This window comes from Amycolatopsis sp. WAC 01376, from assembly GCF_003947415.1.
GTDB lineage: Bacteria > Actinomycetota > Actinomycetes > Mycobacteriales > Pseudonocardiaceae > Amycolatopsis.
This window is the reverse complement of sequence record NZ_QHKL01000001.1, coordinates 844,030-858,584: the sequence shown is the minus strand read 5'-3', so window position 1 is coordinate 858,584 and position 14,555 is coordinate 844,030. Positions and strand designations below refer to the sequence as shown.

Here is a 14,555-nt window from a genome sequence, read left to right as displayed (position 1 = left end):
GGAGCCTGTCCGTGCCGGAGTTGCCTGATCTGACCGCCGTCGAACTGGTCGCGCAGTACCGTGCCGGGACGTTGTCGCCGGTCGAAGTCACCGAAGCGGTCCTCGGCCGCGTCGAGGCGCGCGAACCCGAGCTGCACGCGCTCTACGCGTACGACCCGAGCGGCGCGCGTGAAGACGCGAAAGCGTCCGAAAGCCGCTGGCACTCCGGGGAACCGCTCGGCCCGATCGACGGCGTTCCCTTGACGCTCAAGGAGAACATCGCGACCCGCGGCACACCGGTCCCGCTCGGCACGGCCGCCACGGCGCTGGCACCCGCGCCCGAAGACGCCCCGGCGGGCGCTCGTGTGCGCGAGTCCGGCGGCGTCCTGCTGGGCAAGACGACCATGCCGGACTACGGGATGCTGACGTCCGGGCTGTCGAGTTTCCACACCGCGTCGCGGAATCCGTGGGACACCACGCGCACGCCCGGCGGCTCCAGCGCCGGTGCCGGTTCGGCGGCCGCCGCGGGCTACGGCCCGCTGCACGTCGGCACCGACATCGGCGGCTCGATCCGGCTGCCCGCCGGCTGGTGCGGCCTGGTCGGGCTGAAGCCGAGCTTCGGCCGGGTGCCGGTGGATCCGCCGTTCCTCGGCCGCGTCGCCGGACCGATGACCCGGACCGTGGCCGACACCGCGTTGCTGATGAGCGTTCTGTCCGGTGTGGACGGTCGAGATCACCTCTCGCTGCCTGCGTCCTCTGTGGACTGGGCGTCGCTGTCTTGCGAGGTCAAGGGTTTGCGGGTCGGGCTGCATCTCGATCCTGGTGTCGGGCTCCCGGTGCTGCCGGAGACGATCGCCGCCGTCACCGAAGCCGCACGTGTCTTCGAGGCCGCGGGCGCCGTCGTCGAGCCGGTTTCGCCGTTCCTGCGCCGCGAAATGCTCGACGGACTCGACACCTTCTGGCGCGTCCGAGCCTGGTCGGACATGTCGGCCCTGCCCGAAGACCGCCGCGCGAAGGTCCTGCCGTACATCGCCGACTGGGCCGCCGGCGGCGCCGACGTCAGCGGCGTCGACGCCTACCGCGGCTTCGCGCAGATCGACGCCATCGCCGTCGCGACCCTGCGCGCGACCGAACGCTTCGACGTCGTCCTGTCCCCGACCTGCCCGGTCTCGGCCCCACCCGCCGACTGGCCCTCGCCGACCAACGACCCGCGCCGCCCGTTCGAGCACATCGCGTTCACCGTGCCGTACAACATGTCCGGCCAGCCCGCGGTCTCGATCAACTGCGGCTACACCAGCGACGACCAGCCCATCGGCCTCCAGATCAGCGGCCGCCGCTTCGCCGACCTCGACGTCCTCCGCGCCGCTGCCGCCTACGAAACCCTTCGCCCCACTCCGCGCCCCTGGCCCTGACCCCTCGTCCCGCAATTCGTCCTCTAGTTGCGGTAGTTGCACGCGCAAGCACCGCAACTAGAGGACTAATTGCGTCACTTGCTGATCGCCTCGGCCAGCGCCAGGATCCGCCGCGCGTTGTCCACGTGCAGGTTCTCGATCATCCGCCCGTCCACGGTCACGACGCCCTGACCGGCCGCCTTGGCCTCCTCGAACGCCGCGATGATCTTGCGTGACCGCGTGATCTCCTCTTCGGACGGCGCGAAGATCCGGTTGCACGGCTCCAGTTGCGCCGGGTGGATCAGCGTCTTGCCGTCGAAGCCGAACTGCCGCCCTTGCAGGCATTCCGCCTCGAAGCCTTCGAGGTCCTTCACGTCGTTGTAGACGCCGTCGAGGATCGCCTTGCCGGTCGCCCGCGCGGCCAGCAGCGCGAGCGAAAGCCCGCCGAGCAGCGGCGCGCGGCCGGGGACGAACTCGGCGTGCAGTTCCTTCGCCAGGTCGTTCGTGCCCATGACCAGCACGGTCAGCCGGTCGGACGCCGCGGCGATCTCCTCGGCGTGCAGCATCGCGACCGGGGTTTCGACCATCGCCCAGATCTTCGTGTGGTCGGGTGCGCCGCCGAGTTCCAGCGCGCGCTCGATGTTGTGCACTTCGGCGGCGGAGTTCACCTTCGGCACCACGATCGCGTCCGGGCCCGCCTGCGCGGCGGCGCGGAGGTCGGCGTCGTGCCATTCGGTGTCGAGGCCGTTGACGCGGATGGTCACCTCGCGCGTGCCGTACTCCTTCGACGAAGCGGCGGCGCAAACGCGTTCACGTGCGGCTTCTTTCGCGTCGGGTGCGACGGCGTCTTCGAGGTCGAGGATGAGCCCGTCCGCGTCCAGCGTCTTGGCCTTCTCGAGCGCTCTTTCGTTCGCGCCGGGCATGTAGAGGACGGAACGCCGGGGATTCATTCGGAAGCCTCCTTGGTGGCCGCGTCGTAGGCGGCGGCGAGTTCAGGATCGTCGGCGGCGAGGGCGTCCGCGAGTTCGGCGACCACCCGGCACTGCTTCACCGAGGCGTCGTCCTGCATCTTCCCGTCGATCATCACCGCACCGGTGCCGTCACCCATCGCGGCGATCACGCGCCGTGCCCAGGCGACGTCCTCGGGCGAGGGTGAGAACACCTTCTTCGCTATGTCGATCTGCACCGGGTGCAGGCTCCAGGCGCCCACGCAGCCGAGCAGGAACGCGTTGCGGAACTGGTCTTCACAGGCCACGACGTCGCGGATGTCGCCGAACGGCCCGTAGTACGGCAGGATCCCGTTCGCCGCGCAGGCGTCGACCATCCGCGCGACGGTGTAGTGCCAAAGATCCTGCTGGTACGTCGTGCGTCCCTCGTTCAGGTCTTCGCCGGTCGGGTCCGTTCGCACCAGGTAACCGGGGTGTCCACCACCCACCCGGGTGGTCTTCATCCGGCGGCTCGCGGCGAGGTCGGCCGGGCCGAGTGAGATGCCCTGCATCCGGGGGCTCGCGCCGGCGATCTCTTCGACGTTCGCGACGCCGCTGGCGGTCTCCAGGATCGCGTGCACCAGCAGCGGTTTCGTGAGCCCGGCCCGCGCTTCGAGCTGCGCGAGCAGCCGGTCGACGTAGTGGATGTCCTGCGCGCCTTCGACCTTCGGCACCATGATCACGTCGAGTTTGTCGCCGATCTCGGTGACCAGCGTGATCAGGTCGTCGAGCACCCACGGCGAGTCGAGGCTGTTGACGCGGGTCCACAGCTGCGTCTTGCCGAAGTCGGTCGACTTCGCGATGGAGACGAGCCCGTTCCGCGCGGCCTCCTTGCGGTCGGCGCGTACGGCGTCCTCGAGGTTGCCGAGCAGGACGTCGACCTTCTTGGCAAGATCCGGGACCTTGGCGGCCATCTTCTCGTTGCTGGGGTCGAAGAAGTGGATCATCCGCGAAGGAGGCACGGGGATCTGGCGGAGCGGTTCCGGCGCCCCCACGGCGAGCGGGGCGAAGAAATCCTTCGGCGAACGCATCGTTCCTCCATCGCAACGGGCTAAGTGACCGACGGGTAACCCTAAACCCGGAAGGCAGGGAACCGCTGCGGCGCAGCTCACCTCCAAGGGAACACGATCGGGAATCGCGGAGGAATCTGTGGACGACTGGGCCTTGCCGGGTTTCACCGAGCTGGGGTCGCTGGGCGAAGGCGGATTCGGCCGGGTCGTGCTGGCCCGTCATGATGAATCCGCCCAGGTCGTGGCCATCAAATACCTGTACGCGCGGTTCGCGGCCGACCCTCAGCGGCTGGCCGAGTTCCGCCATGAGGCACAGATCCTGAGCCGTGTTTCGGGGCCCCACATCGCCCGTCTGCACCAGTTCGTGGAGACCCCGCAAGGGGCCGCCATCATCATGGAAGCCGTTCACGGAATCTCCCTGAAAGAGATCCTCGGCCGCCAGGAGAAGCTCGAACCCGAAGCCGCGCTGGCCATCCTCAAGGGTTCGCTGCTCGGCCTCGCCGGCGCGCACGCCGCCGGCACCGTTCACCGCGACTACAAACCGGCGAATGTCCTGGTCACCCCAGATGGGCAGAGCAAACTCGTCGACTTCGGCATCGCCGTGCTCGCCGGGCAGACCGGTGTCGCCGCGGGCACGCCCGCGTACATGGCGCCCGAGCAGTGGTCCGGCGGCATCGCCACCCCCGCGACCGACGTCTACGCCGCGACCTGCGTGTTCTTCCAGTGCGTCGCCGGGCACCGGCCCTATCAGGCCGAACAGACCGAAGTGCTGCGCACGCTGCACGAGTACGCCCCGATCCCGTTCGGTGAGGTGCCCGAACCGGTTCGCGACCTCATCGCGCGCGGCATGGCGAAGGACGTCGCCCAGCGGCCGTCCGGCGCGGCCGAGTTCGTCACCGAACTGGAGTCGTCCGCCAGGAAGGCGTACGGCGAAGACTGGGAGCGCAACGGCTGGCACTGGCTCGCCAAGGGCGCCGGTGTCCTGGTCGCCCTGTCGCCGCTGGCCCTGCTCGGCGCCGGGACCGCCGCCGCGCCGGTCATCGCGGGCGGCGCGGCGGGCGGGGTCGCGGCGACCACCGGCGGCGGGATCGCGCTCGGGCTCAAGGTGACCGCCGCGGTCGCCGTCGCCGCGGCGGCCGCCGTCGGCACGGTCGTGGTGGTCAACGCCAACAGTGACGATGCGCCTCGCCAGACGACCACCGTCGCCGCGATGCAGGTCGACCTCCTCACCCGCACCGAGAAGTTCGACGGCTTCGACTACAACGGCAAGTACGTCCGGATCAGCGGGTTGAAGGACAAGGCCGCCGAGGAGCGGGTCAACAAGGCGCTGATGGCGCCGATCGACGGCTGGCTAGAGAACTTCTGGCCCGACAGCTACCAGGCGCAACTGGAGCCCGACGGCGACATCCCGCATATGAAGACCGAAGCCGAAGTGCTGCGCCAGGACGACAAGCTGCTCTCGGTCGTCTACAAACGCTCGATCGACTCCGTCCAGTTCGGCAACCACGGCGGGTTCAGCGTCCGCCCGATCGTCATCGACCTGACGAAGGGCGAGCAGATCTCCACCGCGCATCTCTTCGACAACGTCGACGGCACCGCCGCGCGGATGCGGATGCTCGAAGACCGGCTCCTCGAGTCCGCGAAGCCGGGCGACTGCCTCACCGGCACGCGGAACTCGACCGAGCACCTCCCGGCGACGTCGATGTCGGAGCGCTACACCTTCGACTACGACTCCATCGTGCAGGCGGCGCCGACCGCCGACGGCATGCGCTTCTACGTCTACGGCACCGCGCTCGGCTACCCGCGCGTCTGCGATCCGACCGAGGTCACCGTCGGCTACCCCCGCCTGCTCGACCTCGTGAGCCCCGCGGTGCTGGACCTGCTCGGCCTCACCGGCGGCGGCACGCAGGGCAAGCGGACCAAAGAGGACAACGTCGGCGCCTTCACCATCACCACGCCGGAGAAATGGTGGCTGCTCTCCAGCGCTCCCATCGAGCGCTACCTGGTGACCGCCGACCAGTGCTCGAACAGCGGCATGCAGCCGTTCCACTGCGCGGGCGTCCTGTTCAGCGACAACTCGCGGGTCGAGGCGGCCGTTCCGGCGTATGAACCGGGCAAGCCGTACAACCGGTCCTATGGCCCGCGGCCGTGTCATTCCCTCGGGGCACCCAGCGAGACGCAGGGCTCGCCCGTCCTGCAGAAGAAGGAGCTTCGCCCGGTCGGGACGAAGAAGGCCGCGTACGAGGAGTGGCTGCTCACGTGCACCGGCGGCGGCACCGTCACCCAGCGGGTCTGGTTCCTGCCGAAAACGCAGCTCGTGATCGTCGACGAGTGGAACACTCCAGGTCTCGACAAGATTCTGGAAGAGGCCCGATGGAACTGACCGACGCGTGGAGACTGCCCGGCTTCACCGAGCTGGAACAGCTGGGCACGGGCACCTTCGGCCGCGTGGTGCTCGCGCGCCAGGACAACACCGGCCACGTCGTCGCGATCAAGTACCTCTTCTCCCGCTTCGCCGCGGACCCGGCGCATCTGGCCGCGTTCCGGCAGGAAGCGCTGGCGCTGCACCGGGTGTCGAGCCCGCACGTCGTCCGTCTCCACGAATTCTTCGAGACGCCGCAGGGCGCGGCGATCGTGATGGAGGCGATCAACGGGGTCTCGCTGCGCGCGGTGCTCCAGGCCGAAGGCGCTCTCGAACCCGAAGCAGCCCTCGCGGTACTGAAAGGCTCGCTGCTCGGGCTGGCCGCTGCGCACTCCGCGAACGTCGTCCACCGGGACTACAAACCGGCCAACGTCCTCGTCGCCGACACCGGCGAGAGCAAGCTGGTCGACTTCGGCACCGCCGTCCTGGCGGGTGAACGCGGTCCGTCCGTCGGCACACCCGCGTACATGGCGCCCGAGCAGTGGGCAGGCGGCCAGGCCACGCCCGCGACCGACGTCTACGCCGCGACCTGCGTGTTCTTCCAGTGCGTCGCCGGGCACCGGCCGTATGAGGCCGAACAGACCGAAGTACTCCGCACGCTGCACGAACACGCGCCCATCCCGTTCGGTGAAGCTCCCGAGCCGGTGCACGAGCTCGTCGCGCTGGGGATGGCGAAGGACCCGACGAAACGGCCGGTCGACGCGCTCATGTTCGTCAGCGAACTGGAACGCGTCGCCCGTGCCGGCTACGGCGACGAATGGGAACGCAAAGGCTGGTCACGGCTGGCGAAGGCGACAGGCGTGCTCGCCGCGGCGACGCCGTTGGTCCTGCTCGGCGCCGGCACCGCGGCCGCGCCCGGGGTCGCCGCAGCCGGAACGGGCGCGGTCGCCGCGTCGACCGGCGGGATCGCGGCCGGACTGAAGATCGCCGTCGGGGTCGCCGCGGCGGCGGCCGCCGTGGTCGGCTCGGTGGTCGTCTTCGCCGACCCGAGCACCCCGCCCCCGTCGCCGACCACTCAACCGGCCGTCGCGCTCAAGGTCGCCATGAAGACCCGAAGCGGAACCGTGCCCGGCACGAATCTCCCGTACAGCGGGGACCACCCCGAGGTGACCGGGTCGCCCGATCAAGCCTGGCTGAAGCGCGTCAACGACGCACTGACCGCGCCGATCGACGAGTGGAACCGCAAAACCGGCCCGGGCGCCGCCAAGCTGGAGCCGGAACGCGGCCCGTACAAGCTCCTCACCAAGGCCGAGGTGCGCTCGCAGAACGAGCGGTACCTCTCGGTGCGCTACACGCACGACCTGGAGAACAAACCGCACTCGACCTGGGGAAACGGCCGGAACGCGGTGACGATCGACCTGAAAGAGGGCAAGGCGCTCACTCCCGCCGAACTGTTCGCCCCCGGGAAGTTCACCGACGACGGACTGCGGACCCTCGCCGCATTGCTCTGGCCCGACAAGGAACAGTGCGGTCCGGCCACCAGCACCTTTCCGTACCAGCCCCTCAAGACGACCGACCTCACCGACGAGCGGAAGGTGTGGCTCGCGTTCACCCCCGCGGCCGTCGAGGTCACCGTCGACCTCAACACCCTCGGCTTCGCCACCGCCTGCGGTGTCCAGGACTACACGCTGCCCTACGACAAACTGGCCGATCTCCTGAACCCGGACCTCGTCGCGGGCGTGACCGGCGGAAAACCCCTGAAGGCGACCTCGTCCGCGCCGCCCGCGCAAGGACTCACCGACGTCCCGGTCGGCGCGCTGACCCTGCACCTGCCCGACGGCTGGACCGCCGTCTCGCAGGGACTGGAGAAGGTGATCGTCGCCCCGGGCTGCCCGGATCCCAAGAAGTACTTCAACTGCCAATACGTCCTCTTCACGGACAACACCCAGGAGTCCGCCGAACAGCCGCCGTACCGGCCGGGCGGTTTCTACCGGCGCAGCGCGGGCGGCCGGGCCTGCAACGCCGCCGGGCGCAAGGACCTCCGCCAAGAGGGTGACGCCGTGCGGACGGTTTCCACCACCGCACCGGTGGGCGGGGCGACGGCCACCCACGAGGAGTGGACGATCCAGTGTGTTCCTCGTGGACAGACCGGTGGAAGCGGCGAGGCGCAAGTGACCCAGCGGATCTGGTTCCTTGCGGACAGGCAAATCGTGGTGATGGACGAGTGGCGGACGCCGGGCCTCGAAGAACTCCTCCGTACCGCGACGATCTCCTGATCGACCTGCGAAGTCCACAGTGGAATGAGTATTCATTGGGCTGAATGGCCTAACCGACTGCTTCGCTTGCCGCGCCGGTGTTCGGTAGCGGTCATCGCATACCGGTGACCGTTCGGAGACGCCGGGTAACACCACTTACCTCGCCCTCACTCGGTTGGCGGCACGGTCGGACTGAAGTCCGATGACCGCCTACCGACCGGTCACCGATGACAAGGCGCCGCCGATCGCAGCCACTCCCGTTGTCCGGCGCCGCCGCCTTCCTGCCCTGTTAGACAGTTCATGTGCCGCTTCCACCGAGGTGGCACGGGATGAAGAGCCCTTGGGAAACCAGGTTCGAAGGAGGCGGAACGTGGCGGCTACACCGAACATGGAGAGCTCGACGGTCGCCGGTGGCGCGAAGCGCAGCCGGTCACTGCCGAGCCGGGTGGTGCCGCCGATCGAACTGCCCGCGAGCGTCGAGGAGCTTTCACGCAAGGCGGCGGCCCTGCTCGGCTGGAACGGCATCGTCTTGCCGGAGACCACCGTGCTCGGCCGCAAGATCTGCGTGGTCGCCCGGCTCCGCACCGACGTGCACGCGGAGCGCATCGCGATGGGCATGGGTCCCGTCGTCGATCGCGCCACCGTCGACACCTGGACTTGGCCAGAGCTGGCCGCGACCGCACCCGCGCCGGCCGCCGAGATCATCGGCGTCCTCGCGGTCGCCCGGCACTGGCGCACCGCGATGGCCTCCGCGGTCCCGTTCGCACGGTACGGCGAGGCCGCGATGGTTCTCCCATCGCCAGCCGTACTGACGGAAGACTACGTCGGCAACTGCCTGCCGCGTGCCCGCGCCTACGGGCTCGGCATCGTCTCCGCCGACCCCAACGCGGTGACCGACCTCGACCTCGAGGGGCACAACGAGCGCATGATCCTGGACGAGGACCCGGTCTCACGCCTGGTCAACGAGATCGTCTACGACCAGCTGCTGCGCGGCACCGAGCTCCCTGCCGAAGTGGACTGAACGCGCTACCGTCGGGCGTATGCGAGTCGTCATTGCGGGTGGACACGGACAGATCGCGCTGAAGCTGGAGAAACTCCTGGCCGAGCGCGGTGATCAAGCGGTGGGGATCGTACGCAATCCCGGCCACGTCGCCGACCTGGAAGCGGTCGGCGCCGAAGCCGTCGTCCTCGACCTGGAAAAGTCCGATGTGGACGCCGTCGCCAAGGCGCTCGACGGCGCCGACGCCGCCATCTTCTCCGCCGGGGCGGGCCCCGGCAGCGGCACCGCTCGCAAGGACACTGTGGACAGAGCCGCCGCGGAACTCTTCGCGACGTCCTCCGAGCGCGCGGGCGTGCGGCGGCACATCCAGGTCGGCTCCATGGGCGCCGACAAATGGGAGACCGCGGACGTACCGGACGATTTCCGGATCTATCTCAAGGCCAAGAAAGCGGCCGAAGACGATCTGCGCGCCCGAGATCTCGACTGGACGATCCTTCGACCGGGGCAGCTCACCAACGACGAGGGAACCGGCAAGGTCCTGATCGCCGAATCCACCGGACGCGGACCCATTCCCCGGCAGGACGTCGCCGCGATCCTCGTCGCGCTGCTCGACAATCCGGCGACGGCAGGACGCGTCCTCGAGGCGATCTCGGGTGATACTGCTATCTCTCAGGCCTTTTCCGCTTTGTGAAACCATAGTGTGTGGACGTAATCCGTCTTTTGACTGAACGGAGTAAGTCCTTGCGCGAGGACATCGCGGTCTTCAGTGGCAGCGCACATCCCGAGCTCGCCGAAGAGATCTGCGCTCATCTCGGTATCCCGCTGCATCCGGTGAAGGTGCAGCGGTTCGCCAACGACTGCCTCGAAGTGCAGCTCGAAGCGAACTGCCGTGAGCGCGACGTCTTCCTGATCCAGCCGCTGGTGCGGCCGGTGCAGGAACACCTCGTCGAACTGCTGCTGATGCTGGACGCCGCGCGGGGCGCGTCGGCGAAACGGATCACCGTCGTCATGCCGCACTATTCGTACGCCCGATCGGACAAGAAGGACGCGCCGCGGATCTCGATCGGCGGCCGTCTCGTCGCCGACCTGATGGCGACCGCCGGCGCCGATCGCGTCCTCGCGATGACCCTGCATTCGCCGCAGGTGCACGGCTTCTTCAGCGTCCCGGTCGATCACCTGCACGCGTTGCAGGAGCTGGCCAAGCACTTCCGCCAGTACGACCTCTCCGCGACCACCGTGGTCTCGCCGGATCTCGGCAACGCCAAGGAGGCCGCGCATTTCGCCCGGCTGCTCGGTGCTCAGGTCGCCGCTGGCGCGAAGCAGCGCTTCGCCGACGACAGGGTCGAGATCAGCTCGGTGATCGGCGAGGTCACCGGCCGCGACGTGATCGTCCTCGACGACGAGATCGCCAAGGGCAGCACGGTGATCGAGCTGCTCGGCAAGCTCCGGGAACTGAAGCCGCGCTCGATCCGCGTCGCCTGCACGCACGGCCTCTTCTCCAGCGGCGCGCTCGAACGGATCGGCAGCCAGCCCGACGTGCTGGAGGTCGTCTGCACGAACACGGTGCCGATCCCGCCGGAGGAGCAGAGCCCGAAGCTGCAGGTCCTTTCGATCGCGCCCGCGCTGGCGGAGGCGATGCGGAGGATCCACAACGGCGAGTCGGTCAGCGCGTTGTTCGAAACCGCCTAAGCGGTGCCGAGGACCCGGTCGAGGTAGGTGTTCGTGAAGACCCCGGCCGGGTCCACCTCCTTGCGGATCCGCAGGAAGTCGTCGAACCGCGGGTACCGCGAGCGCAGCGTCGCGGCGTCGAGGTCGTGCATCTTGCCCCAGTGCGGGCGGCCGCCGACCTCGCCGGCGATCGACGCGAATCCGGCGAAGTACTCGCGGTAGGGCATGCCGACGAACTGGTGGATCGCGATGTAGGCGGAGTCGCGGCCGTTCGCCGTCGAAAGCCAGATGTCGTCCGCGGCGGCGACGCGCACCTCGACCGGGAACGCGACCGGATTCTCCAGCTTCGGGACGAAAGCACGAAGCTCGGCGAAGACGTCGTGCAGTGCTTCGCGGGGGATCGCGAACTCCGACTCGACGAACCGCACACCGCGATGGGTCACGAAGACGCGATGCGATGTGTCGCTGTACTCGCGGGCGGAGAGGATGTTCGAGGCGAACCGGCCCAACGGCTGGACGAGTTTCGGCACCGCGCGGCCGAGTCGGCACAGCCCGCCGAACGCCACGTTCTCCGTCACCTCGTAGTCGATGAACTCCTTCACCTTGGTCAATGGACGGCGTTCGCTGCCCGCCGGAAGCCGGTTGTTGCGCTTGACCAGGGCGTTCTTGCCGTACGGGAACCAGTAGAACTCGAAATGGTCGTTCTCGTCGGCGAACTGGTCGAAGCCTTCGAGGACCTGTTCGAGTGGTTCCGGCCGCTCCTGGGCGGAGAGCAGGAAGGACGGTTCACACTGCAGCGTGACCGTGCTGATGACGCCGAGCGCGCCGAGGCCGACCCTCGCGGCGGCGAAGAGATCGGGGCGCTCGTCCGCCGAACAGGTGACCACGGTGCCGTCGGCGAGCACGAGTTCGAGCGCGGCGATCTGGGTGGCGATGCCGCCGAGCCGGGCCGCGGCGGCGTGGGTGCCGGTGGAGATCGCGCCCGCGACGGTCTGCGCGTCGATGTCGCCGAGGTTGGTCATCGCCAGGCCCAGGGCGTCGAGTTCGGCGTTGAGCTGCTTGAGCGTGGTGCCCGAACGGACCGTGACCAGGCCTTTCGCGACGTCCACCGACGCGACGCCGGTCCAGCCGGTCAGGTCCATCGCGTCCGAATCCGCCGCGGCGATCGCCGTGAAGGAGTGACCGCTGCCCAGCGGGCGCAGGCGCCGTCCGTCCGCGGCGGACCGGCCGATCGCCTCGGCGATCGCGGCCGTGTCGCGCGGCCGGTGCACGCGCAGCGGCGACGCCGTCGCGGTGCCGGCCCAGTTGCTCCACCGTGTCATGCGCCCACCTAACTCTCGTCTGTGAGTGCCGAAACAGTAAGTGAATAGTATTCGCGTTTCAAGCCCTTCTGTCGTACCTTAGTTCGGGTGACCAGTGCGACGGTGTACGACTTGGCGACGAAGGACCTGGATCCTCCGTTCGCGGTTGTCGACTTGGATGCGTTCGACGCGAACGGAGCCGACCTGCTGCGGCGGGCGAACGGCAAACCGATCCGCGTGGTCAGCAAGTCCGTGCGCTGCCGCTATCTGCTCGAACGGGTCCTCGCGCGGCCCGGGTTCGAGGGCCTCATGTGCTACTCGCTCGCCGAAGCCGTCTGGCATGTCGAGCAGGGGACGTCCGACGACATCGTCGTCGCGTACCCGACCGCCGATCACGGCGCGCTGCGGCGGCTGGCGGCGAACGACCGGGCGCGGGCGGCGATTTCGATCATGGTCGATTCGCCGGAGCATCTGGATCTGGTCGATGCCGCGCTGGGGCAGAGGCATCCCGAAATCCGCGTCTGCCTGGAGCTCGACGCTTCGTGGCGGCCGCTGCCAGGAGTGCACGTCGGCACCCGGCGCTCGCCGGTGTTCAGTCCGCGGCAGGCCGCGGATCTGGCGCGGACCATCTTGTCCCGCAAGGGTTTCCGGCTCGTCGGGATGATGGCGTACGAAGGCCAGATCGCCGGGCTCGGCGACGCGGCGGGCAGCGGTGTCAAGAACTCGCTCATCGGCTGGATGCAGCGGAAGTCCATTGTGGAAATCGCGAAACGCCGCGCGGCCGCGGTCCGAGCTGTCCGTGCCTTGGCGGATCTGGAGTTCGTCAACGGCGGCGGCAGCGGCAGCGTGGAATCGACCGGTGCCGAGGCGGCCGTCACCGAAATCGCGGCGGGCTCTGGGCTGATCGGGCCGACGCTCTTCGACGGCTACGCGCACTTCTCGCCGCGCCCGGCCGCGATGTTCGCACTCCCCGTCGTCCGCCGCCCGGCACCCAAGGTCGCGACGCTCTTCTCCGGCGGCTACATCGCTTCAGGCCCTGCGGAGTCTTCGCGACTCCCGACGCCTTACCTGCCTGAAGGACTCTCGCTGCTCGGATTCGAAGGCGCCGGCGAAGTCCAAACCCCCGTCTCCGGCGAAGCCGCCCGGCACCTGCGGCTCGGCGACCGCGTCTGGCTGCGCCACGCGAAAGCAGGCGAACTCGCCGAACGCTTCACGCACTACCACGTCGTCGTCGGCGACCGCGTCGACCGAACCGTCCCCACCTACCGAGGCGAATCCCAAAACTTCGGCTGATCCGCGCGACCCCACCCCCCACCCATCCCTGGGGGGCGCGCCCCGCACCAGCGTATCGGGAGGGGGTGTCGGGGAGGGCGGTTCCGCGGGGTGAGGGGCGAGGTTGTCCACAACTGTGGGTGGGTGTGGACAACTTATGTGGACAAGTCGGTAAGGCCAGGTCAGCATGGGTGGCGACGTGGTTGTTGGGGGTCGTGTGACTAGTGGGGCATGGGATCCGGGCGTCGGTGGACACGAATGGAGCAAGGGGGATCCGCCGGTGACGCGAAGGTGCCCTTTGGGACGTTGAGCGTCTCAAAGGGCACCTTCGTGACGTCCGGGCAGTGGGGCCGCGAGTCCATAGTGGACGGACGTGGGGTGAAGGACGCTTTCGTCGCATAGGACGCGGGGAAAGCGTCCTTCAGCGCCAGGTGACGGAACCGAGAGGTTTCGGATCGCGATGGCGCGTGAAGGACCCCTTCCCTCGGCTCAGCCGAGGGAACTCGACCTTCACACCATCGCAAGTACATGAAGGCCCCCTTCCTGTACCTAGGCGCAAGGAAGGGGGCCTTCATGTACTTACCGAGCGAGCGGGGCCGAACGCAGCCGGAGAAACCCTCAGGCTTCCCCGAACTTGCTCGCCAGATACCCCTTCACCACCGACTTCGCCTCCGCCACGATCCGCTCGTCCCCCCGCGGGTCGCGGCGGAACGCCAGCTTCAGCAACGCGTCGGCCGTCTCGTTTGCGATCGTCAAAGCGAACCGGATGTCGTCCGGCGGCGACTGGATCCGCGCGGAGAGCACGTCGGTGAGCGCGTCGACGATGACGGCGTTGTTGTCGCGGGTCTCGTCCAAGAGCTGCCGGTCGACGACGTCACCGAAGTGGACCTTCGAGAAGCCGGGGACCTCGCGGTGCATGGCGAGGTAGATGTCGAGGATCGAGTCCACGACGTCCCACCAGTGTTCGGGCGCGAGCTCGTTCAGTGTTTCCGACACCGAGGCGACGAAGCGTTCGAGGTTCCGTTGCGTCAGCGCCTGCACCACGGCCCGCTTGTCGGGGAAGAACTGGTACAGCGAACCGACGGCCACCCCGGCGCGCTTCGCGATCAGCGTGGTCGTCAGTGCGTCGTAACCGAGTTCGTCGATCAGCTGGGCGCTGGCGTCGAGCATCTGCTCCACCCGCTTGGCGCTGCGCTGCTGGACGGGCTGCCGCCGGAGCGGAGTGGTCTCCGCTGGTGATTTCGCGGCCTGGATGTCGGACACTCGGGCTCCTCCTTCGCTGATCTGCGACTTTATCGTGCCGACAGGGTTCCCCCCGGTCGAGTGAAGGC

Annotated in this window: 11 protein-coding genes; 7 read left to right on the top strand and 4 right to left on the bottom strand. The window is 68.6% G+C overall.

The window, feature by feature from the left end; genetic code table 11:
• Positions 1 to 11: 11 nt before the first annotated feature.
• Positions 12 to 1,391 (top strand): amidase, encoded by a 1,380-nt coding sequence (locus tag DMH03_RS04045; protein WP_125790633.1) that lies wholly within the window; start codon positions 12 to 14, stop codon positions 1,389 to 1,391.
• Between the two features lie 74 nt (positions 1,392 to 1,465).
• Here DMH03_RS04045 and DMH03_RS04040 read toward each other — a convergent pair whose 3' ends face one another.
• Positions 1,466 to 2,320 (bottom strand): CoA ester lyase, encoded by an 855-nt coding sequence (locus DMH03_RS04040; RefSeq protein ID WP_125790632.1) that lies wholly within the window; start codon positions 2,318 to 2,320, stop codon positions 1,466 to 1,468.
• A complete protein-coding gene (locus tag DMH03_RS04035) occupies positions 2,317 to 3,387 on the bottom strand; it encodes a CoA ester lyase (RefSeq protein ID WP_125790631.1) in 1,071 nt (356 codons plus the stop codon). The genes DMH03_RS04040 and DMH03_RS04035 overlap by 4 nt, the downstream gene beginning before the upstream one ends.
• A 118-nt stretch (positions 3,388 to 3,505) precedes the next feature.
• On the opposite strand from DMH03_RS04035, the gene DMH03_RS04030 reads away from it, so the two are divergent.
• The 5 genes from DMH03_RS04030 (at position 3,506) to DMH03_RS04010 (ending at position 10,672) form a co-directional block, all read left to right on the top strand.
• Entirely contained in the window at positions 3,506 to 5,749 is a 2,244-nt protein-coding gene (locus DMH03_RS04030; RefSeq protein ID WP_125790630.1) for a protein kinase, read from the top strand.
• Positions 5,740 to 8,004, top strand: coding sequence for a serine/threonine-protein kinase (locus DMH03_RS04025; RefSeq protein ID WP_125790629.1), 2,265 nt, complete (start codon positions 5,740 to 5,742; stop codon positions 8,002 to 8,004). Before DMH03_RS04030 ends, DMH03_RS04025 begins: the two co-directional genes overlap by 10 nt.
• Positions 8,005 to 8,353: 349 nt before the next feature.
• The gene (locus tag DMH03_RS04020; protein ID WP_125781667.1) at positions 8,354 to 9,004 is read left to right on the top strand and encodes a hypothetical protein; all 651 of its coding nucleotides are present in this window, start codon (positions 8,354 to 8,356) and stop codon (positions 9,002 to 9,004) included.
• A 19-nt stretch (positions 9,005 to 9,023) separates the two neighbouring features.
• The gene (locus DMH03_RS04015) at positions 9,024 to 9,674 is read left to right on the top strand and encodes an SDR family oxidoreductase (protein WP_125790628.1); all 651 of its coding nucleotides are present in this window, start codon (positions 9,024 to 9,026) and stop codon (positions 9,672 to 9,674) included.
• A gap of 50 nt (positions 9,675 to 9,724) precedes the next feature.
• The gene (locus DMH03_RS04010; RefSeq protein WP_125790627.1) at positions 9,725 to 10,672 is read left to right on the top strand and encodes a ribose-phosphate pyrophosphokinase; all 948 of its coding nucleotides are present in this window, start codon (positions 9,725 to 9,727) and stop codon (positions 10,670 to 10,672) included.
• Here DMH03_RS04010 and DMH03_RS04005 read toward each other — a convergent pair.
• Positions 10,669 to 11,973, bottom strand: coding sequence for a D-arabinono-1,4-lactone oxidase (locus DMH03_RS04005; RefSeq protein WP_125790626.1), 1,305 nt, complete (start codon positions 11,971 to 11,973; stop codon positions 10,669 to 10,671). The genes DMH03_RS04010 and DMH03_RS04005 overlap by 4 nt on opposite strands.
• An 87-nt stretch (positions 11,974 to 12,060) precedes the next feature.
• Between DMH03_RS04005 and DMH03_RS04000 the strand changes: the two genes are divergently transcribed.
• A complete protein-coding gene (locus tag DMH03_RS04000; protein WP_125790625.1) occupies positions 12,061 to 13,245 on the top strand; it encodes an amino acid deaminase/aldolase in 1,185 nt (394 codons plus the stop codon).
• Positions 13,246 to 13,842: 597 nt separating this feature from the next.
• On the opposite strand, the gene DMH03_RS03995 is transcribed toward DMH03_RS04000, so the two are convergent.
• Positions 13,843 to 14,487 carry a TetR/AcrR family transcriptional regulator gene (locus DMH03_RS03995; RefSeq protein WP_125790624.1) on the bottom strand — a complete coding sequence of 215 codons (645 nt, stop codon included), beginning with the start codon at positions 14,485 to 14,487 and terminating at the stop codon, positions 13,843 to 13,845.
• Positions 14,488 to 14,555: the final 68 nt, after the last annotated feature.